This window comes from Amycolatopsis sp. cg13 (assembly GCF_041346965.1).
Classification (GTDB): Bacteria; Actinomycetota; Actinomycetes; order Mycobacteriales; family Pseudonocardiaceae; genus Amycolatopsis.
This window is the reverse complement of record NZ_CP166848.1, coordinates 8,746,877-8,766,349: the sequence shown is the minus strand read 5'-3', so window position 1 is coordinate 8,766,349 and position 19,473 is coordinate 8,746,877. Positions and strand designations below refer to the sequence as shown.

Here is a 19,473-nt window from a genome sequence, read left to right as displayed (position 1 = left end):
GGCTGACCGCATGACCGCAGTCGCGACCCATCCAGCCGTCCCCGCCACGCCGGAACAGCGCGGCGAACCGAGGTGGGTGCGCCCGAGCCTCGTGCTGCTGCTCGTCGCGACCGCCGCGCTGTACCTGTGGGATCTGAACGCATCCGGCTGGGCCAACGCGTTCTACTCCGCCGCCGCCCAAGCCGGATCGCAGAGCTGGAAGGCGCTGTTCTTCGGCTCCACCGACGCGGCAAACGGCATCACGGTGGACAAGACGCCCGCCGCGCTCTGGGTGATGAGCCTGTCCGCGCGGCTGTTCGGAGTGAACGCCTGGAGCATCCTGGTGCCGCAGGCACTGATGGGCGTCGGCTCCACGTGGCTGCTCTACGCGACCGTGCGACGTACTTCCGGTGCGGCGGCGGGGTTGCTAGCTGGCGCGGTGCTCACACTTACCCCGGCAGCGGCACTGATTTTCCGCTTCAACAACCCGGACGCGCTGCTCGTCCTGTTGCTGATCGCCGCTGCCTATTGCACCGTCCTGGCGATCGAGAAGGCCAGCCCTCGGTGGCTCGTTTTCGCGGGCGCAGCAGTCGGATTCGGCTTTCTCGCCAAGATGCTGCAAGCGTTTCTCGTCCTGCCCGCCTTCGCACTCGCCTACCTTGTCGCCGCGCCGATCACTCTAGGCAAACGCTTCCTGCACCTGCTCGCCGGACTCGCCGCCGTCGTGGTTTCGGCAGGCTGGTACCTCGCCGTCGTGGCATTGTGGCCAGCCGCCGACCGGCCGTACATCGGCGGGTCCCAAAACAATAGCCTGCTCGAACTCACCTTGGGGTACAACGGTTTCGGCCGCATCACCGGGGACGAGACCGGCAGCGTCGGCGGAAGTCCGGGCGGCGGCTGGGGCAGCACCGGGCTGTTCCGGTTGTTCGGCAACGAAATGGCGGGCGGCATCGCGTGGCTGTTGCCTGCCGCGGTGCTCGGACTCGGCGCTGGCCTGTGGTTCACCCGTTACGCGCCCCGCACCGACCGCAGCCGCGCTTCACTGCTGATCTGGGGCGGCTGGCTGATCGTGACCGCCGCGATATTCAGCTTCATGGGCGGGATCATCCATCCCTACTACACCGTCGCGCTCGCCCCGGCGATCGCCGCTCTCGTCGGGATCGCGGCCGTCCAGTTGTGGCGTATCCGCGGCAATCCAACCGCCGTAGGGCTTTTGAGCGGCGGTGTCGCACTGACGACAGTCACGGCCTACCTGTTGCTGGACAATTCGTGGCAACCCTGGCTCGCCCCGACAGTGCTCGTCCTCGGTCTTTTAGCCGCTATCGCACTGTTTTTCGCCCAGCACTTTGGTCGGATCGCCGCCGTACTGGGCCTGGTAGTACTGCTCACGGGAACCGGCGCGTACACCATCGCCACCGCATCCACTCCGCACACCGGCGCGATCCCGTCCGCCGGACCGAATACGCGGCAGATGTTCGGCGGCGGCGGATTGCTCGGCACCACCTTGCCCGGCGCGAACCTGACAGCGCTGCTGCGGAACTCCGGCGAGCACCGATGGGCCGCCGCGACGGTCGGGTCCAACAACGCCGCCGGATACCAACTCGGCAGCGGGAAACCAGTCCTCGCGGTCGGCGGATTCAACGGCACCGACCCGTATCCGACGCTCGCGCAGTTCGAGCAGTACGTCCGCGAAGGCCAGATCCGCTACTTTCTCGGCGACGGCATGACGATGCGCGGCTCCAGCAGCGGAAGCGACGCCGCCGCCCGGATCGTCCAATGGGTGGCCGAGAACTACCGAATGACCACAGTGGACGGTGTGACCGTCTACGACCTGGCTGCCTGATTCCGTGCCGTGCGGCCAAGATCACCGGATCGGGCGTACGTCGCACAGCGCAAGCACAGGAACACCACAAGGTGGCCAAAGCCCCGCGGACAACGGTGAACGCATGAACGCCACCGCCCCCTCCCGCAGCGGCGCCCCGCGGCCCGGGACGACTCCGGTCGGCCTCGGCGGCCCGCATCCCGTGCTCGACGTCGTCATCCCGGTCTACAACGAGGAAACCGACCTGGAGCCGTGCATCCGCCGGCTCCAGGCGCATCTCGCCGAACGCGCCGGCTACCCGTACCGGATCACCGTCGCGGACAACGCGAGCACCGACAAAACCCTTGCGGTCGCCGAAGAACTGGCCCGCGAGTTCCCCGAGGTCGAGGTGCATCACCTCGACGAAAAGGGCCGCGGCCGCGCGCTGCAGGCGGTCTGGTCCGCCTCGGACGCCGCCGTGCTGGCCTACATGGACGTGGACCTGTCCACCGACCTCGCCGCGCTGGATCCGCTCGTCGCGCCGCTGTTGTCCGGACATTCGGACGTCGCGATCGGCAGCCGTCTCGCCCGCGGCGCCCGGGTGGTCCGCGGGCCGAAGCGCGAGTTCATCTCCCGCTGCTACAACCTGATCCTCCGCGGCACGCTTGCGGCGAAATTCTCCGACGCGCAATGCGGATTCAAGGCGATCCGCGCCGACGTCGCCCGCGCGCTGCTCCCCCACGTGCGCGACACCGGCTGGTTTTTCGACACCGAGCTGCTCGTGCTCGCCCAGCGCGCCGGACTGCGGATCCACGAGGTGCCGGTCGACTGGGTCGACGACCCGGACTCCTCGGTCGACCTCATCGCGACCGCCACCGCCGACCTCAAAGGCATCGCCAGGGTCACCCGCGCGACCTTCACCGGCGAGATTCCCGTGCACCGGCTGCGCGAACAGCTCGGCCGCGAACCGATCGGCGTGGAGGCCCCCGGAGTGTCCCCGAGCCTGGTGAAACAACTCGTGCGGTTCGCCGCGGTCGGCGTCGCCAGCACGGTCGCGTACCTGCTGCTTTTCCTGCTGCTGCGGACGATGGTCGGCGCGCAGGCGGCCAACTTCACCGCACTGCTCGTCACCGCGATCGCGAACACCGCGGTGAACCGGCGGGTGACCTTCGGCGTCCGCGGGCGCGCCGGCGCCGGACGGCATCAGTTCGAGGGGCTGCTCGTGTTCGGCCTCGGACTGGCGCTGACCAGTGGTTCGCTCGCCTTGCTCAACCACACCACCCATCCCGGGCTCGTCCTGGAGACGACCGTGCTCGTGCTGGCGAACCTCGCCGCCACGGTGCTCCGTTTCCTGCTGCTGCGGGGCTGGGTCTTCAATCCGCGCCGTACCGCTACCGAGGAGTCGTCTTGAGCACTGTCCTGTCCGCCCGGCCTACCGCCCCGGACGCGCCGGATCGCGCGACGCCTCGCTGGATCCGTCCGTCGGTGTTCGGGCTCTTGGCGCTCACCGCTGTCCTGTACTTCTGGGACCTGACCGCTTCCGGGTTCGGCAACTCGTTCTACGCCGCCGCCGTGCAATCGGGCACGCAGAGCCTGAAGGCGTGGCTGTTCGGTTCGCTGGACGCCGGGAACGTGATCACTGTCGACAAACCGCCTGCCGCGCTGTGGGTGGGGACGGCTTTCGCACGGGTCTTCGGGTTCTCCAGCTTCACCGTGCTTGCCCCGCAGGCGCTCATGGGCGTCGGCTCGGTCGGCCTGCTTTACCTGACTGTTCGCCGGGTTTCCGGGCCGCTGCCGGGATTGCTGGCCGGTGCGATGCTCGCGCTGACGCCGGTCGCCGCGCTGATGTTCCGCTTCAACAACCCGGACGCGTTGCTCACGCTGCTGCTGATCGCCGGGGCGTACTGCACCGTGCGGGCGATCGAGAAGGCCAGTCCTCGGTGGCTCGTTTTCGCTGGCGTGGCAATTGGATTCGGGTTCCTGACGAAGATGATGCAGGCGTTCCTCGTGCTCCCCGCGTTCGCGCTGGCGTACCTGATCGCCGCGCCGACCGGGCTGGGGAAGCGGTTGCTGCACCTGGTTTACGCCGGGGTCGCGGTGGTCGTGTCGGCTGGGTGGTTCGTGACGTTGGTGGAGTTGTGGCCGTCGGGGTCGCGTCCGTACATCGGCGGGTCGACTGGGGACAGCCTGCTGGAGCTGGCTTTGGGGTACAACGGGCTCGGGCGGATCTTCGGCGGGCAGGGCAACGGCGGCGGGATGGGCGGCGGTTTCGGCGGCGGCGGGAACAGCGCGTTCGGCGGCAGTTCGGGTCTCGGGCGGATGTTCGGCGCGAGTTTCGGCACCGAGGTCTCGTGGCTGCTGCCCGCCGCGCTGATCGGCTTGGTCGCCGGGTTGTGGTTCACCCGGCGGGCCGCGCGCACCGACCGGACCCGGGCGTCGCTGGTGGTCTGGGGCGGCTGGCTGCTCGTGAACGGGCTGGTGTTCAGTTTCATGAGCGGCACCGTGCACCCGTACTACGCGGTGCAGCTCGCGCCCGCGATCGCCGCGCTGGTCGCGATTTCCGGGCACGCACTGTGGCGCGGCCGGGCGCACACCGCGCCGCGGACGGTGCTGGGCGGGATGATCGCGGCGACCGCGGTGTGGGACTTCATCCTGCTCGACCGCACGCCGGACTGGTTCCCGTTGCTGCGCTGGGCAATCGTGGTACTGGGGTTGCTCGTGAGCACCATCGTGGTGGTCGGGGTGCCGCGAGCGCGGACTGTTCTGGTCAGTCTGGCGGCGGCGATTGTCCTGACACTCGGGGTCGGCACCGCCGGGTACGCGGTCGAGACGGTTTCCTTGCCGCACAGCGGTTCTATCCCTACTTCGGGTCCGCGTACTGGGGGCATGGGCTTCGGCGGCGGGATGGAAGAGGCCAGCGGCTCCGTCGGACAGCTGCTGGGCGGTACGACGACGAAGTGGGCCGCCGCGACGACCGGATCGCAGTCGGCGGCGAGCCTGGAGCTGGCGAGCGGCAAGTCGGTGATCGGCATCGGCGGATGGGACGGCAGCGATCCCGCCCCGACGCTGGAGGAGTTCAAGCAGTACGTCGCGGCGGGCGAAGTGGCGTACTACGTGGACGGCGGCCGAGGCGGCGGTCCTGGCGGCGGGTCGAACGACATCTCCGAGTGGGTGGCCGCGAACTTCACCGCGACCACTGTCGGTGGCGAAACTGTCTACCAGCTCACCCGGTGAGATCGCGGATCCTCAGCCTCCTCCCAGGAACGAGGCGCATTCTGGAAAGCACGGAGAGTCATCCGCAGGGAACGCCCGGGAGGTCACGATGGCCGGATATCCACGCTGGCACACCGCGAGCGAGCAGGGGCCGCGCGAGCGCAATGCCGACGCGGTGAGCGCCTACGCGGCCGCCGGGGCGCCTGGAATCACCTTCGCGCTCGCCGACGGCGTCGGGGACGATCCCGGCGCCGGACGGGCCGCCCGGGTCGCCGCCGCGGCCGCCGCGCGCACCCCCGTCGAATTCGGCCCGGTCAAGGCGATTTTGGCCGCGCAGCAGGCAGTTCACCGGCTGGGCGGCACCGGAGACGCCGTGCTGGTGGTGGCGATGCCGTTCGCCGGCGGATACCGGATCGCATGGGTGGGCGACGCGCGGGCGTACGCCTGGGACGGGTCGATGATCCACAAACTGACGCAGGACCACACGATGGCGGAGTACTTCCGGTCGCGGCACCAGCCGTACTCGCCGCGGATGGAGCACCTGGTGACCACGAGCGTCCGCACGACGAAACCGGAGGAGATCGGCACGACGGAGACGTCGAGCGGCGGCCTTCTGCTCACCAGCGACGGCGTCCACAAGGTCCTGACGCCCGCCACGATCGACGAAATCCTGGCCGACCCGGCCCGCGGCGCGTCCGCGCTGGTAGCGACCGCCATCGCCCTGGGCGGCCGCGACAACGCGACGGCCCTGTTCGTGGAACCCGCGGACGTGGCGACGGTGGTGACGGAAAGGTTTCCCGCTGCCGCCTGAGCGAGGTCAGGCGTGATCGCGTTTGAGGTTCCGGTACTCGCGATAGACGAGCACGATGATCACCGCGTCGAGCGCGGCGAAGAAGGGCAGCGCGATGGAGTGGGTTTCGAAGGCGCGGTAAATCTCGTACACGACGAACGCGGCGAGCACGACCATCGCGACCGGATAGGCGCGCACCCACTTGCGCGCGAGCGCCCACACGAGGCCGAGCTTGAGCAACCCGTGCGCCAGCAGGTACGCGACGGCGAACGTCTTGGTCCCCCCGCCGACAAAATGCTCGGCGGCGGTTTCGAGATGCCGCGCGAGCGTGCCGGAGGGGTCGCCGAGCAGGTCGCGGGTGATGACCGCGTTCACGAACCCGGTGACGGCCGTCGCGGGGATGAACGCCAGGATCAGCGCCCCGATCAGCTGAAGGCCTCCGTCGAGGCCCTTCAGCGTGATCGCGATCCGGAACAGCCGCTCGGTGGAACGGGTGGAGGTCTCCTCGCTCATCGGTACAGGAAACCGGAAAATCCCGTGGGGTGCTGGGTTGACGGCCGGGTTTCGGACGGGTGATCCGGTTTGCGTGGCCTGTTGGTTCGGGTCTAGGCGCGGTGCTCCGTCCTTGCTCACCCCGCCGCTCGGGTCTACGCACACTGGCTCAGACCGGTGCCGGTGCGCCTGCCCGACAGCTCGCGAGCCCGAGCTCCGAACCGGCCATGCCGCTACGTGCCCCGCCGCAACCCGCCCTCAGCCAACTCGTTCCGGCTCACGGCTCCGCCGCCCGGCCTGTTCCCGCTCGCTGACTACGTCACTCACGGTGCATCGCGACACCGCCCTTGCTCAGACATTCCGCGCACCGCTCGTACCTTTTCGTGTGGTCGTGCGGATCCTGCCCGAACACCGGAAAACACGCCGCTCCGCACAGTCCGAGATACACCGGCCCGCAGCGCAGCGGGCGGCGTCCGACCTGATGCGCCAGCCGTGTCGCGTTCGCGGGCGCACCCGCCTGGGGCAGCCAGCCGTGCGCGGGCAGGCTCGCCAGGACGGCCTCGTTCAGGTGATCGGCCCGTCGGATCAACGCCCGGCCGAGGTCGAGAAGCCGCTCGCCGAGGTCCCGCACCGCGTCCGGCCGCGGGGAACGTTCGTCGAGCGCCCGGGTCAGGAACGTGAGGTCGAGTGCCAGGGTGGCCTGCAGGTCGCGAATCCAGGTGACCAGTTCGGGTCCGGTGAGCCCCACTGCCGAACCGCGCTGCTCCGGGAGCCTGCTCCAGCGTCCGGTCATGCGTCGTTCCCCGCGAGTGCTGCGTCGCTCGCGCACCGGACGCCCACTGCGGTCGAATCCGCCCCAGCGACCCGTGCGCACAAGGCGGTCACCACACTGCTCACGCCAGGCACCGGGTCTCGTCCGAGCGGACCTGTCCTTCCTGGCGGAGCCATTCCTCCGAGCAGTCGGAACACGTCGGATCGAACCAGTGCCCGCCGAGCTGCGGCACATCGCGGCGGGCGACCGTGACTTCGGCCCCGCACAGTGCGGTGAACGTTTCCCCGGGTCTCGGCGCGAACGGCGCGTCCAGTGCGTGCCGTTTTCCTTCCGCCTGCTGCCACCTGAACACCGGACTCCTCCCCTTGTGGTGCTTGGAGTCCCATTTGGGATGTCGCCCGCGCGTAACGCAAGCCCCCGGTCCGGGTGATCATCGGAGCCGGGATTTTCCCGCTGCCGCAAGCACTTTCGGCGTGCGACAGGAGGCTGAGCGCGGGTTACCGCCGGGTTAGCCGTCACCAACTGGTGACACCCCGGAGGGCGGACGCCGCCGCGGCCGGCACTCGTGCTGCCTGAGCGATGCGAGGCGCGGCGGCAGTCACGGGTGCCGCGAGGGGGAAAAGCGGCGGGCGTCCGGTCGGGCATCACCTCGCTTCCAGGAGTGCGGTCGCGGACATGACTGCTGTCGCCAAGCGCATACGCAACCCCCGCGCGAGGGTTGTCACACGACCGTGGTGCAAATAGTCAGCAAGCTGGGCCCGATCACGCCACGATGCCCGACCGATCAGGTCGCCCGAGGCGACGTCTGGGCAATGCTGCGTGAACAGCCAGCGTCCGGACAAGCTGGCCGCGCGCCGCGGGCATTGGCCAGCGTCAAGGCGGATCCCGCCACGATGGCGCGGCTGACCCGCACGCCGAAAGCAGCGTCCGAGCCATGCGGCATGGACACTCAGAGCCAGAGCGGAGTCACGGCGCAGCCGGGCAGCACACAGAGGGCCAACAATCCCGCACCAGGCCGGATCAAGCGACGACGGTGCGGCTGATCAGCACGTCGAGTCCTGGACCAGTCAAGTCGTCCGCCGCCGCGCGACGGCCTGCCAGTGCGAGCAGCAGCGCCTCCGCCGGGCCGCGGACCTCGATGCCTCTCCCGGACGTCCACTCCAGGTCGGTCGCGACCGCGCGCAACCCGGTCAGCCGGCGCGACACTCCGATCGGCGGCGCGCGCAGCGACAGTTCCAGCGCCCGGCGCAGTCGCGCGGCCGGGATCGTCCGCGGCAGCCCGAGCGGGCGGCGGATGTCCTGCTGATGGATCAGTCCGTCGAGGAAGCCGACCATCCCGCCGAACTTGCCCAGGATCCGGCCCGGCTGCGGGTTCCGCCGCATGACGCCGATCAGTTCCTCCGGCGCGCGCACCCGGTACTCGGCGAGGCCGACCTCGTTCGACCGTTTCAGCGACAGCCCCGCGCGGACGAACCGCTGCGCCAGCTGCCGTCCGCCGAGTTCGTCGTAGCTGACGACGTGCGCGACGACCGAGCGCACGTTCCAGCCGGCACACAGCGTCGGCTCATCCCACTGCTCGGGCGTGAGCGTCTCGAGGAAGTCCGCGAAGTCGGCGCGCTCCTCGCGAGCCAGCGTCCGTACGTCCATGCTCTCCCCTGTCTGCGCCGGACACTCACCGTAGCAGCGACCCGTCCGCGTTCGCTGGGTTGATCAGGACGGCGAACCCCAAAGTGGGCCTCGGCGCACATTCACCCGATCGGGTCGAATATGTGCGCATTGATAACGCCTGGAATAGTCCGGCAGATCGCGAATACCGGGCATCGGAACACCAGTCCGCGCGGCTTCGGCGAAGAATTTCGCGCCCCGGGTTAGCGCGATCGGCAGCGGGCATGCAAAGATAGCGTTGCCGCAGGCAGGAGGGGTTAAGAGGGTGGAATATTCCATTCCCCGGACGCCCGCCGCGGCCGCCGGAACCAGTTCCCCTCGGGGGCGGGCTGGGAACTGTGTTCCGGCACTTTTCCGGCGGACAAGAAAGGATCCACAATGACCGGTCCTGGCGCGGAAAATGCAGGCCAGGCATACCGTCGGACAGAAAAATCGGACACCGGCGACAACAGACCGTATGCGGTCGCCGTAAGTCAACGCCCCGGCCGGGTGACCGTGACGTTTCACGAACCAGGCATGCCGCACCCAGCGCCGGACGTACCGTCGCCGCGGCCGAGCACGCGCCCGGCGTATCCGTCGTGGAAGACCGCGCGGACGTCGGTCGAACTGGCCGCGCGGCAACCGGACGGCGGGACTCAGCCGTGGCAGCTGATCGCGCTTTTGCTGACCCTGCTCGCCGGGGCGGCCGCGATCGTCTTCGCGACCGCCGGAGTCCTGGCCGGACTCGCCACCGCGGGCGGAGTGGCGCTCGTGCACGTCACCGGCGCGGTGCTCCGCAAGCGGCACACCGCGAACCGGGACGCCTGACCACCCTCGAAGCGGACGCCGGCGGCGGCTCACGGCCGCCCGCGTTCTGCGCTCCCGGTGCCCGGCCGGGCAGGGCCGGGCACCGGGAGACGAGGGTTGTTGTCCCGCGGAATGTTTCGAGAGTCGCGGCAGGTGCTGCTCAGCGCCCGGCCAGCGGCGGGGCGACGGCGGGCGAAGGCACGGTCGATGCCGGAGATCGCCGCCGAATCGGCATGACGCGGCCTCGACTCGGTTCAGCGTCTTTGCTCGATCCGCTCTGCCCATCCGCACAGCGCAACCCCGCAGCCGCGGCCCGCCCGGCCCGAGGCCGCTTCGCAGTCGCCTCGACCGCTCGACTCGGCTCGGCTCGGCTCGGCTCGGCTCGGCTCGGCTCGGCTCGGCTCGGCTCGGCTCGGCTCGGCTCGGCTCGGCTCGGCTCGGCTCGGCTCGGCTCGGCTCGGCTCGGCTCGGCTCGGCTCGGCTCGGCTCGGCTCGGCTCGGCTCGGCTCGGCTCGGCTCGGCTCGGCTCGGGAGAGCGTTGCCCTGACACCGAGATCCGCACCGCACGGACGAAGCTCTCGAGGCTTGGCTGAACTAGCCTCGCGCACTCGGCCTGGCAGCTCCGCCCAGTTCGCCCGGGCCCGCACGCTCGGCTCGGCCTGCCCCGCGTGACTCAGCCCGGCCGCTCGGCTCAACTCGACCTGCCCTGCCCTGCCCTGCCCTGCTCCGGCCCCGCCCGGCCGCTCGCGGTTTCCGACTAGGCGCTGCCTAGTACGCCCAGCGCTGCTGAGCCACTCGGCAAAGTTCAGCTCCGTCCGGCCACCTGGATCCGCCGCGTGGTCCGCCTGCTCAGCCTGACCCGCTCCGCCCCGGACCGCCGACCGCACCTCGCACGAGAAGTCCGCATCGCAAGCGACACAACCGAAACGGCACCAAACAGCTCAGCTAATCAACCGCTCAACAGGTGTTATCAACTGCAGACACCCCACACCACCCCCGACCCCCAAAACGCCACGAAAAGAGCAACCCCACCCCAAATCAACAACGAAATCCGCACCAACAATTCCGTATTGCACGTGCGAAAGCACCTCCCAATGCACGAGAAGTGTCCATTCAGGTGAATTCCCCGAAGCACGGCGCGATCGCTCCACCGGCCCACTACCCTCAGGAATATTCCGAACACATTCCGTGTATCGCGGAATATTCCATTACCCGACCCGAAAACAGGAAAACGAGGGGTTGCAGTGGACACCTTCGACCCGCACGACCTGCCCGGCCCGCACGGGCCTCAGCACGCGAACCCGGCCCAGGCGCATCGCCTCCCGGCGGCCGGTCCGGGGGCGCGCTTACCCGACCACGCCTGGCGGAAACCCGCTGCTTGCGGGCCGAATTCCGGCAATTGCGTCGAGGTCAACCTGGCCGCCCACGGGCTGGTCGGGGTGCGGGACAGCAAGATCGACAGCTCCCCCGTGCTGGTCTTCGACCGGCGCGAGTGGGACGCGTTCGTCGCCGCCGTGCGGCGCGGGGAATTCGACGGCTGACCTGGCACGACGACAATCCCGCCCCGCCGAAACCGCCGTCCGGCCGCAGTGCACCTTGCGAAAAAGGCGCCGACCCGGAGTATTGTCCGCCGGGTCGGCGCATTATCATCGGAGGGTTCTCACATCGGCCGCTGGACGAAATGACGGAGCCCCTGGTGACCTCGCCGATCCGGCAACCGCCGCCCTCTCTCCGGACTCAGCGTTCCCGGCTGGGCTCCCGGATCCTCAAGTGGCGCACCGAACGCGGGCTGACCCAGGTCGATCTCGCCGACGGGATCGGCTGCAAACAGCCCAAGATCCAGAAGATCGAATGCGGCAAGGCGGGCACCCGGCCCGACGATCTCGAACGGATCATCGAGGTCCTCGGCATCCCGCCCGCCGAGGCCGACCAGCTGCGGGAACTCAACCAGGCCAACGATCCTTCCGCGCGCCGGGCCGAGCGCCGGATGATCACGCCGCAGTGGTTCCGCGAGATCCTGGAACGGGAACAGGCCGCCGCGGAAATCCTCAGCTGGACCGGGAACCGCATCCCGGGGCTGCTCCAATCGGAGTATTACATGCTCGCGCAGTTCCAGGCCAGCCGCCAGGAACGGGTCACCGACCGGGTCGCCGAACGCAAGGCGCGGCAACGGCTTTTCGACGCCTGCCCCGGTCCGCAGGCGGTCTTCATGATGGAGTACAGCTGCATCGAGAAGCTCGTCTACGGCACCAAGGCCAGCATCGCCACCGATCAGCTCGAGCACATGATCCGGATCGTCGAAACGCATCCCTTCGCCGAGGTCCGGATCCTCCCGCGCGACGCGGCCGCCTATCCGGACGAGGACTTCACCATCCTCCGCTTCGGCCACCCCGACCTTCCCGATTTCGCTTACCAGGAAAGCAAGGTCAAGCTGATCACCGTGCCGCAGGGCCAGGACGAGTTCGCTTCCTACGAGGAGTCGTGGGAAGCCCAGCTCGCCGCCACTCTGTCGCGCGAGGAATCCCTGCAGTACCTGAAGGAATGGGCGAGCCGCTGCGCGCCGCCCGCCCGCTGACCGAAGCCCGAACGAAAGGAACAGCCACCGGTGGCCGACGAACCCTTCCCGCCTCCCGGGGTCGATCTCGATCACCCCAGCGTCGCGCGGGTGTACGACTACTACCTCGGCGGCACCACGAACTGGACGATCGACCGGGACTTCGCCGACGAGGTGATCCGCGAGTTCCCGCTGATCCGCCCGATCGCGAAGGCCAACCGGCTGTTCCTGCACCGGCTCGTGCGGCACCTGGTGAAGAAGGGCGTCCGCCAGTTCGTCGACATCGGCTCCGGCGTGCCGACCATGGGCCACGCGCACCAGGTCGCCGACGAACTCGCGCCGGGCGAGAGCCGCGTCTGCTACGTCGACTACGAACCGGTCGCCGTCGCGCATTCGGAAACCCTGCTGCGCGAGGCGGGCGACCTCGACCGGCACGCGGTGATCCACGCCGACATGCGCGATCCGACGCGGCTGTGGGAGCAGATCGCCGCCACCGGCGTGATCGACGTCGAGAAGCCGCTCGCGCTGCTGCTGATCGCGGTCCTGCACGTCCAGCAGCCGCCCGCCGAGGACAGCGGCAGCACCGAGGACCTCGGGCCGTCGCTCGTCGCGCAGTACCGCGATCTCCTCGCCCCTGGCTCGTTTCTCGCCATCTCGCACATCACCGACCAGGGTGTTCCGTCCGATGTGGACGCCGGGCTGGTCGAGCTGAAGCAGCTGTACGACCGGTCGAGCAGCCCGGTGATCTGGCGGTCGCGCGAAGAGATCCAGGCGCTGTTCGGTCCGTTCGAGATGCTGGAACCGGGGCTCACCTGGACGCCGTCGTGGCATCCGGAGGAATCCGGCGAAGGCGCGCCGCAGGTGGAGTTCCTGACGCCGGCGCATTCGGTGATCCTGGCCGGAGCGGCGCGCAAGCCGTAAATCGCTCGCTTCGGGCAAGCGCCGCTGCGACCATCGACGCATGCGTACGAGCACTGTGGCGGACCGGATCCGCGAAGCCACCGTCGTGCTCGGGGACCGGACGGACCGCCACCGTTTCCCCGACCCGACGGGATGGTGGCGTGCGCCCGAACTGCTGCGGGAACTGGGCCCGGCGCTCGCCGGGCTGTTCGCCGACGAACGGCCGAATGTCGTGCTGGGCCCCGAATCCCGCGGGTCGCTGCTCGGGCCGCTGGTCGCGGTGGAACTCGGCGCGGGCTTCGTCGAGGTGCGCAAAAACCGGTACCCGGCCTGCGATTCCGACCGGTGGCTCCAGCGCACCTCGCCGCCGGATTACCAGGATCGCCACCTGCGGCTCGGCTTCAGCCGCCGTCTGCTGCGGGCGGGCGACCGCGCGCTGCTGGTGGACGACTGGATCGACACCGGCGGACAGGCCTTCGCCGCGCAAGCCCTGGTCGCCGACGCCGGGGCGACGTGGATCGGGGTCGCCGTGATCGTCGACGGGCTCCGCCGGCACGAACCCCGTCGGCAGCTCGGCGTGCGATCCCTCCTCCACTCGCGCGACTTCTGATCACCGGAACGCGTCGGCGTTACGGCTGGCCCACGAAGCGAACGAGGTCGCCGGACGGCCCAGGACAGTCTCGACATCGGGGCGGATGCGAGCCTCCTCCGGCAGGGGCTCGCCGAGGATGTCGAGCGTGCCGTCGGCGACCGGTTCCGGCATCAGCTGCAGCATCTGTTCCCGTGCCTGCGCACGGCCGAGTTCGACGAATTCCAGCGGCTCGCCGAGGGCAGCGCCGAGGATCTCCGCACGCTGCCGAGGGCTCGTCGCTTCCGGTCCGGTGAGGACATACGCCTGTCCGGCATGGCCATCCCCAGTCAGCGCCGCCGCGGCGACTTCAGCGATGTCGAGCGGGTCGACGGCAGGGAGCGCGACGTCGCCGAACGGCGAGAAAACCGTGCGCTGCGCCCGAATCGACGGGATCCACGCGAAGGTGTTGGTCGTGAATCCGCCGGGGCGAAGGACTGTCCACTCCAGACCGGACGACCGGACCGTCTCCTCCAACGCGGCCAGCGGCGCGTGCGAAACCGCATCGGGCCGAGTACCGGCGGCCTGCGACGACTGCAGGACGACTCGCTTGATTCCGGCATCGACGGCAGTCTGCAGAACGGCTTCCCCGTCGACGTGCGCTCCCGCGCCGGAGACCAGCAGGAACAGTGCGTCCGCGCCCTTCAGCGCGGGGATCAGGCTGTCCGCGTCAGCCAGATCCGCGACCATCGAGGTGACGCCGGGCAGCGACGGCGGCGGAGTGGTCAGCCCACGGGAAACGGCGGTCACGGCGTGGCCGGATTCGGTCAGGGATTCGACAAGCAGGCGGCCGACGTTGCCCGTGGCACCAGTGACGACGATCAAGACTTGCTCCTCGGCTAGGGGTCGAAAGCGACACAGCGAGGCTAAAAGCCGCCGTACAGTAGGTTCCCCAGGGAAAGTATTGGAGCCGCATGACCACCACCGAGCGCACCGGGGCCGATCCGCTCGCCGCGTGCCGGATCAGCCCGGCCGTCGACCTGCTGTTCAGCCGGTGGACGACCCCGATCCTGTGGACGCTCAGCCAGTCCGGTCCGGTGCGTTTCGTCGAATTGGAACGACGGCTCGGCGCCACCGGGAAGGTCCTCACGCAGCGACTCCGCCAGCTCGAGCGGGACGGTTTGGTGCGGCGGCACTACTACGCCGAGGTGCCGCCGCGCGTCGAGTACGAGATCACGGACCTCGGTCGGAGCCTGTCGCCGGTGTTCGCCGCGCTCGCCGAGTGGACGGACGAACATCTGCCCGCCGTTGAGCAGGCGCGCGACTCCTATACCGGCCCGCTCCCGCGCTGATGCCCTCGTGAGCGGCAATGCCGGTTCTAACCGGCATAAACACGCACGAGGCCTCAGCTAGCCCGCGAACTGTTCGTTCCCCAGCACGCCCAGCAGCTGGATCTTCTCGAACGCCTCGCTGCGCGGCGGCGCGGTCAGCACCAGCAGCGCCTGCGACTGGTCCTCGGTGAACAGCACCTGGCAGTCCACCTCGATCTCCCCCAGCTGCGGATGCACGAGCACCTTGTGGTCCTCAAACCGTTTGGCCACTTGATGTTCGTCCCACAACCGCGCGAACTCGCGGCTCTCCCGCGTCAACGCGCGCACCAGCTCGCCCGCGCGCGAGCGCGGGCCCATCGACCCGTGCACCACTCGCAGGTTCGCCACCAGAGCGCGGCTCTGCCGGTCCCGGTCGTGCTCGGGATAGACCAGCCGTTCGTCCGGGTTGGTGAACCAGCGGTAGATCTCGCTGCGCGCCAGCCCGGTGTACTGCGATCGGTCGCCGTACAGCGCGTCCGCGAACCGGTTTTGCACCAGCACCTCGCCGAGGTTCGACAGGATGAGCGCGGGAGTGTCCGACAGCCGGTCGAGCACCCGCATCAGCGCTGGCGCGACGTGCGTCGCCGCGACGATCGGTGACGGTGCGTTGCGGCCCGCGAGGTGGAACAGGTAATCGCGCTCGTCGTCGGTCAGCCGCAGGGCCCTGGCCAGCGCGGCCAGCATCTGCTCGCTCGGCTGCGGTCCGCGTTGCTGCTCCAGGCGCGTGTAGTAGTCGGTGGACATCGCCGCCAGCGTCGCGACCTCCTCGCGCCGCAACCCGGTCGTCCGCCGCCGCGCGCCCGTGGGCAGCCCGACGTCCTCGGGCCGCAAACCCTCGCGGCGGCTCCGGAGGAAAACCGCCAGCTCAGCTCGATCCATGTGTCCAGTATCGGCTCGGCCGGGCGCGCCAGCCAGGGATCGCCGATCCCCCGATATGCGGTCTCTGCCGCCGCTGCTCCGAGCCGCCGAAACTCAGTGGCATGAACATCACCGGAAACACCGTCTTCATCCCCGGCTCGACCAGCGGCATCGGCCTCGCTCTCGCCCGTGAGCTGCAGGCGAAGGGCAACACCGTCATCGTCGGCGGCCGGCGTGCCGAGCTGCTCGCGCGGATCGCTGCCGACAACCCCGGTCTCGACACCGTGCAGATCGACACCACCGACCCGGCGAGCATCGAAGCCGCGGCCAAGGAGGTGCTCGCGAAGCATCCGGACCTCAACGTGCTCGTGCCGATGGCGGGCATCATGCGCGTCGAGGACTGGCACCGGCCGGAGTCCTTTTTGGACAGCGCGGAAGCGACCGTGACCACCAACGTCCTCGGCCCGATCCGGCTCATCGCCGCGTTCGTCGAGCACCTGCAGACGCGTCCGGACGCCACCATTCTCACCGTTTCGTCCGGCCTCGCCTTCGCGCCGTTGAAGGCCACGCCGAGCTACAACGCGTCCAAGGCCGCGATCCACATGCTCAGCGAATCGCTGCGGCTGCAGCTGGCCGACAGCTCGGTGAAGGTCGTCGAGCTGGAGCCGCCGGCCGTGCGCACCGCGCTTCTGCCCGGGCAGGAGGAAAGCGAGTTCGCGATGCCGCTGGACACGTTCGTCGCCGAGGTCCTGGAGCTGCTCGAAACGCAGCCGGACGCCACCGAGATCCAGGTGGAGAACGTCAAGTTCCTCCGGCACGGCGAGGCCCGCGGCGACTACCACCAGGTCGTGGCGATGCTCAACGCCGCGGACCCGCACGGGAAGTGAGCTACGCCAGGTACGTCGGTCTTCCCGCCACGATCGTCGCCGAGACCGGCATGTCCCGCAGTTCCTTTGTAGACAGTCCACTCGGGTCAGCCGCCGTCAGCACCAGATCGGCCACCTCGCCGACCTGGACGCCACGGCGGCCGCCCGAGGACGCCGCCAACGCGTCCGCCAGCGGAATGGCCTGCTCCGGATGCCACGGTTCCCGCTCGTCGTCAGTCCGCCCGACCGCGGCGGCGATCCCGTCCCACGGATCCAGCGGCGCGACCGGCGCGTCCGAGCCGAGTTCCAGCCGGGCCCCGGACTCCAGCAGGGCACGATAGGCGTACGCGCGATCGGTGCGGCCGTGCCAATGCCGGTCGGCGACGTCACGGTCGTCGGGCTGGTGCGCGGGCTGCACACTCGCGACCAGCCCGAGCGCGGCGAACCTCGGCACGTCCTCGGGCCGCAACAGCTGTGCGTGCTCGATTCGGCCCGGACAGCCGACCTCGGCGAACGCGTCCAGCGCGATGGTGTTGGCATGGTCGCCGATCGCGTGCACCGCCGGGGTCAGGCCGTGCTCGTGTGCGCGGCGCAGCAACGGCACCAGCTCCTCCGGCGGCAGTTCCAGCAACCCCTTCTCGCCGGATCCCGGGTACGCCTCGTGGCAGTAAGCCGTGCGGGTGTTGAGCGAGCCGTCGACGAACAGCTTGAACGGGCCGACGGTGAGCAACCCTTCGCCTGCTTCGAGAATGTCGCCGGTGCGGTGTCCTCTTTGGATGGTCTCGTCCAGCAGATACCGCGCGATGACACAGGAAACCCTTGTCGCCGGTTTCGCGGAGGCGGCCCGGCGAGTCCAATCCGCGACCGTGTCCGCGTATTCGTAGTCGACCACCGACGTCACGCCTCGCTTGGCCGCGGCCGTCAGCGCGTCCGCGACCCAGCCGTCCTGAACCTCGACGGGCGCGGACGGCAGCGCGGCCGTGGCGCTCATGCAGTCGTTCTCCAGCAGGACGCCGGTCGGATGCTCTCGCCCGATCAGCTTCAACGCCGCCGGACTGAGCCAGAGCGTATGCAGGTCCGCGCTGAACAACGCCACCGCGCGGCCGGGGAGCGCGCGCTGCAGCAGATCCTTATGCGGCTTATCCGGCCAAAGCCCGTCCCGAAACCCGACTCCGACGACGAGTTCCCGCGCCGGAGCGTCAAGCAGCTTCTCCATCAGCAACTCGACCGCACCGACGGCGGACTGTGCTGTGTCCAGCGGGATGCGCCTGCGGAAACCCGCCCACTGGACCAGATGCGCGTGCGCGTCGACCAGCCCGGGCAGAAGCGTGCCGCCGTGTCCGTCGAGCACGCGGGCGGCGAACCCGGCCCCAGCGCCCGGCTCCTCGACGGCCGACACGACGCCGTCGCGCACGCGGACGTCGGCGAGCGGCCCCTGCAACCCGACCCGGACCCGGCGGAGGAGAAGATCGTCCATGCGCCCCAGCCTGCCAGCCCGGACCGGGCCGGGTGAAGGGGTTTCTCAACGGCGCAGCAGGGTGAACCAGAACGTCGGGAACGGGTTGGTGCCGGGCGTGCTGTCGACGAGGTCCCAGGCGGGGAATCGGGAGCGCAGTTCGTCCGCGGTGACGCCGAAGATTCCGTCGTTGAACGCTTCCATGCCGTAGCCGAACATCAGCAACCGAGCGCCGGGGGCCGTCGCGCGAGTGACGCCGGCCGCGTAGGCGTCGCGCCGATGCGGCGGGATGCCGCAGAAACAGCTCAGATCGAACACGAGCGAGAAACCGTCGCCGACCGCGAGTTCGTCCAGCTTGGTGGCGTCGCCGTGCAGCAGTTTTGCGGCCACGCCTGCCTCCTCGGCTTTCGCACGGGCCTGCCGGACCGCGCGTTCGATCAGGTCGACGCCGACCACTTCCCAGCCGTGTCTGGCCAGGTAGACGGCGTTGGTGCCGGTGCCGCACCCCAGCTCGAGCGCTCGTCCGGCCGGGAGCGCCGCCACCGTCTCGACCAGCTCCGGCGGGGTGACGCCGGTGTCCCACGGCGGTCCGTCCCGGTAGTAGGCCTCGAGTGCCAGCCGGACGACCTCTTCCAGCTCCTGCTCGGACTGTGCTTGCTCGGTCATGGCGCGCTCCTTTTTAGAGTTGAGCTCTAGTGTTTCACTCTAGAGCTATACTCTTCTTCGTGAGCGCTGCCAAGCAGACCGAACGATCCCGCCGGACCCGCGAGAAGATCACCGCCGCCGCGGGCGAACTGTTCGCCGAGAAGGGATACGGGGCCACGAGCCTGCAGGACGTCGCGAGCCGGGCCGAGGTGGCGGTGCAGACGGTCTACTTCGTTTTCGGCAACAAGCGCGCCCTGTTCAAGGAAGTCGTCGACACCACCATCGCCGGGGACGCCGAACCGGTCGAAACCATGGGCCGCGACTGGTTCCGTGCCGCCCTCGCCGCGCCGACCGCCGACGACCACCTGCGCCGCCACATCCGCGGCACCCGCCGCATTCTCGAGCGGGTCGCCCCGATCGTCCCGGTCATCGCGGCCGCCGCCGCGACCGATCCGGAAATCGCCACCCTCTGGCCGGACCGCGACCCGCGCTACACCGTGCAGCACGCCGCCGCGAAGTCATTGGTCTCGAAACCCGGTGCCCGACCGGGAGTGTCGGCACGGCACGCGGCGGACGTTCTGTACGGGGTGCTCAGCCCCGAGCTGTACCTGGTGTTCACGCGCGAACGGGGCTGGGCGGCGGCCAAATGGGAGCGGTGGGCGGAGGAGACCCTGCGCGGTCAGCTGTGCGAGATCGCCGACTCTTGACCCGGCCCTGGGTTCATCCGATCGGGGAAGCGGGAATTCCGAGGTGGGAAC

The 19,473-nt window shown here is 69.5% G+C and carries 21 protein-coding genes; 13 read left to right on the top strand and 8 right to left on the bottom strand.

Annotated elements, in window-relative coordinates; all coding sequences use genetic code 11:
* Nucleotides 1-10 precede the first annotated feature (10 nt).
* The 4 genes from AB5I40_RS40990 (at nucleotide 11) to AB5I40_RS40975 (ending at nucleotide 5,804) form a co-directional block, all read left to right on the top strand.
* On the top strand, nucleotides 11-1,822 hold the full coding sequence (locus AB5I40_RS40990) for a glycosyltransferase family 39 protein (protein ID WP_370935578.1): 1,812 nt from the start codon (nucleotides 11-13) through the stop codon (nucleotides 1,820-1,822).
* 103 nt (nucleotides 1,823-1,925) lie between these two features.
* Nucleotides 1,926-3,191, top strand: coding sequence for a glycosyltransferase (locus tag AB5I40_RS40985; RefSeq protein ID WP_370935577.1), 1,266 nt, complete (start codon nucleotides 1,926-1,928; stop codon nucleotides 3,189-3,191).
* Entirely contained in the window at nucleotides 3,188-5,014 is a 1,827-nt protein-coding gene (locus tag AB5I40_RS40980) for an ArnT family glycosyltransferase (RefSeq protein ID WP_370935576.1), read from the top strand. The genes AB5I40_RS40985 and AB5I40_RS40980 overlap by 4 nt, the downstream gene beginning before the upstream one ends.
* Before the next feature lie 88 nt (nucleotides 5,015-5,102).
* Nucleotides 5,103-5,804, top strand: coding sequence for a PP2C family serine/threonine-protein phosphatase (locus AB5I40_RS40975; RefSeq protein WP_370935575.1), 702 nt, complete (start codon nucleotides 5,103-5,105; stop codon nucleotides 5,802-5,804).
* 6 nt (nucleotides 5,805-5,810) lie between these two features.
* On the opposite strand, the gene AB5I40_RS40970 is transcribed toward AB5I40_RS40975, so the two are convergent.
* The 4 genes from AB5I40_RS40970 to AB5I40_RS40955 all read right to left on the bottom strand — a co-directional run bounded on the left by AB5I40_RS40970 (nucleotide 5,811) and on the right by AB5I40_RS40955 (nucleotide 8,694).
* Nucleotides 5,811-6,296: a DUF2127 domain-containing protein gene (locus AB5I40_RS40970; RefSeq protein WP_370935574.1), complete on the bottom strand. Its 486-nt coding sequence runs from the start codon at nucleotides 6,294-6,296 to the stop codon at nucleotides 5,811-5,813.
* A 298-nt stretch (nucleotides 6,297-6,594) separates the two neighbouring features.
* Nucleotides 6,595-7,068 carry a hypothetical protein gene (locus AB5I40_RS40965; protein ID WP_370935573.1) on the bottom strand — a complete coding sequence of 158 codons (474 nt, stop codon included), beginning with the start codon at nucleotides 7,066-7,068 and terminating at the stop codon, nucleotides 6,595-6,597.
* A gap of 100 nt (nucleotides 7,069-7,168) precedes the next feature.
* Nucleotides 7,169-7,399 (bottom strand): zinc finger protein, encoded by a 231-nt coding sequence (locus AB5I40_RS40960; RefSeq protein ID WP_370935572.1) that lies wholly within the window; start codon nucleotides 7,397-7,399, stop codon nucleotides 7,169-7,171.
* Between the two features lie 668 nt (nucleotides 7,400-8,067).
* On the bottom strand, nucleotides 8,068-8,694 hold the full coding sequence (locus AB5I40_RS40955; RefSeq protein WP_370935571.1) for a maleylpyruvate isomerase family mycothiol-dependent enzyme: 627 nt from the start codon (nucleotides 8,692-8,694) through the stop codon (nucleotides 8,068-8,070).
* A 534-nt stretch (nucleotides 8,695-9,228) separates the two neighbouring features.
* On the opposite strand from AB5I40_RS40955, the gene AB5I40_RS40950 reads away from it, so the two are divergent.
* The 6 genes from AB5I40_RS40950 to AB5I40_RS40925 all read left to right on the top strand — a co-directional run bounded on the left by AB5I40_RS40950 (nucleotide 9,229) and on the right by AB5I40_RS40925 (nucleotide 13,562).
* Complete coding sequence (locus AB5I40_RS40950; protein ID WP_370935570.1) at nucleotides 9,229-9,519, top strand: hypothetical protein; 291 nt, start codon at nucleotides 9,229-9,231, stop codon at nucleotides 9,517-9,519.
* Nucleotides 9,520-9,731: 212 nt separating this feature from the next.
* Complete coding sequence (locus tag AB5I40_RS40945; RefSeq protein WP_370935569.1) at nucleotides 9,732-10,091, top strand: hypothetical protein; 360 nt, start codon at nucleotides 9,732-9,734, stop codon at nucleotides 10,089-10,091.
* 651 nt (nucleotides 10,092-10,742) lie between these two features.
* Nucleotides 10,743-11,039: a DUF397 domain-containing protein gene (locus tag AB5I40_RS40940; RefSeq protein ID WP_370935568.1), complete on the top strand. Its 297-nt coding sequence runs from the start codon at nucleotides 10,743-10,745 to the stop codon at nucleotides 11,037-11,039.
* A 140-nt stretch (nucleotides 11,040-11,179) separates the two neighbouring features.
* Nucleotides 11,180-12,073 carry a helix-turn-helix domain-containing protein gene (locus AB5I40_RS40935; protein WP_370935567.1) on the top strand — a complete coding sequence of 298 codons (894 nt, stop codon included), beginning with the start codon at nucleotides 11,180-11,182 and terminating at the stop codon, nucleotides 12,071-12,073.
* Nucleotides 12,074-12,103: 30 nt separating this feature from the next.
* Nucleotides 12,104-12,973, top strand: a complete 870-nt coding sequence (locus AB5I40_RS40930) for an SAM-dependent methyltransferase (protein ID WP_370935566.1) — start codon at nucleotides 12,104-12,106, stop codon at nucleotides 12,971-12,973.
* A gap of 40 nt (nucleotides 12,974-13,013) precedes the next feature.
* Nucleotides 13,014-13,562, top strand: a complete 549-nt coding sequence (locus AB5I40_RS40925) for a phosphoribosyltransferase family protein (RefSeq protein WP_370935565.1) — start codon at nucleotides 13,014-13,016, stop codon at nucleotides 13,560-13,562.
* Here AB5I40_RS40925 and AB5I40_RS40920 read toward each other — a convergent pair whose 3' ends face one another.
* Complete coding sequence (locus AB5I40_RS40920) at nucleotides 13,563-14,405, bottom strand: NAD(P)H-binding protein (RefSeq protein WP_370935564.1); 843 nt, start codon at nucleotides 14,403-14,405, stop codon at nucleotides 13,563-13,565.
* 89 nt (nucleotides 14,406-14,494) lie between these two features.
* Here AB5I40_RS40920 and AB5I40_RS40915 point away from each other — a divergent pair, with 89 nt between their 5' ends.
* Nucleotides 14,495-14,872 carry a winged helix-turn-helix transcriptional regulator gene (locus tag AB5I40_RS40915; RefSeq protein WP_370935563.1) on the top strand — a complete coding sequence of 126 codons (378 nt, stop codon included), beginning with the start codon at nucleotides 14,495-14,497 and terminating at the stop codon, nucleotides 14,870-14,872.
* A gap of 57 nt (nucleotides 14,873-14,929) precedes the next feature.
* Here the strand turns inward: AB5I40_RS40915 and AB5I40_RS40910 are convergent, their stop codons facing one another.
* Complete coding sequence (locus tag AB5I40_RS40910; RefSeq protein ID WP_370935562.1) at nucleotides 14,930-15,769, bottom strand: helix-turn-helix transcriptional regulator; 840 nt, start codon at nucleotides 15,767-15,769, stop codon at nucleotides 14,930-14,932.
* Nucleotides 15,770-15,870: 101 nt separating this feature from the next.
* On the opposite strand from AB5I40_RS40910, the gene AB5I40_RS40905 reads away from it, so the two are divergent.
* Nucleotides 15,871-16,635, top strand: a complete 765-nt coding sequence (locus tag AB5I40_RS40905; protein WP_370935561.1) for an SDR family oxidoreductase — start codon at nucleotides 15,871-15,873, stop codon at nucleotides 16,633-16,635.
* A gap of 1 nt (nucleotide 16,636) precedes the next feature.
* On the opposite strand, the gene AB5I40_RS40900 is transcribed toward AB5I40_RS40905, so the two are convergent.
* Nucleotides 16,637-18,091 carry an amidohydrolase gene (locus AB5I40_RS40900; RefSeq protein WP_370935560.1) on the bottom strand — a complete coding sequence of 485 codons (1,455 nt, stop codon included), beginning with the start codon at nucleotides 18,089-18,091 and terminating at the stop codon, nucleotides 16,637-16,639.
* 45 nt (nucleotides 18,092-18,136) lie between these two features.
* Complete coding sequence (locus tag AB5I40_RS40895) at nucleotides 18,137-18,736, bottom strand: class I SAM-dependent methyltransferase (protein WP_370935559.1); 600 nt, start codon at nucleotides 18,734-18,736, stop codon at nucleotides 18,137-18,139.
* Nucleotides 18,737-18,795: 59 nt separating this feature from the next.
* On the opposite strand from AB5I40_RS40895, the gene AB5I40_RS40890 reads away from it, so the two are divergent.
* The gene (locus AB5I40_RS40890; RefSeq protein ID WP_370935558.1) at nucleotides 18,796-19,422 is read left to right on the top strand and encodes a TetR/AcrR family transcriptional regulator; all 627 of its coding nucleotides are present in this window, start codon (nucleotides 18,796-18,798) and stop codon (nucleotides 19,420-19,422) included.
* Nucleotides 19,423-19,473 lie beyond the last annotated feature (51 nt).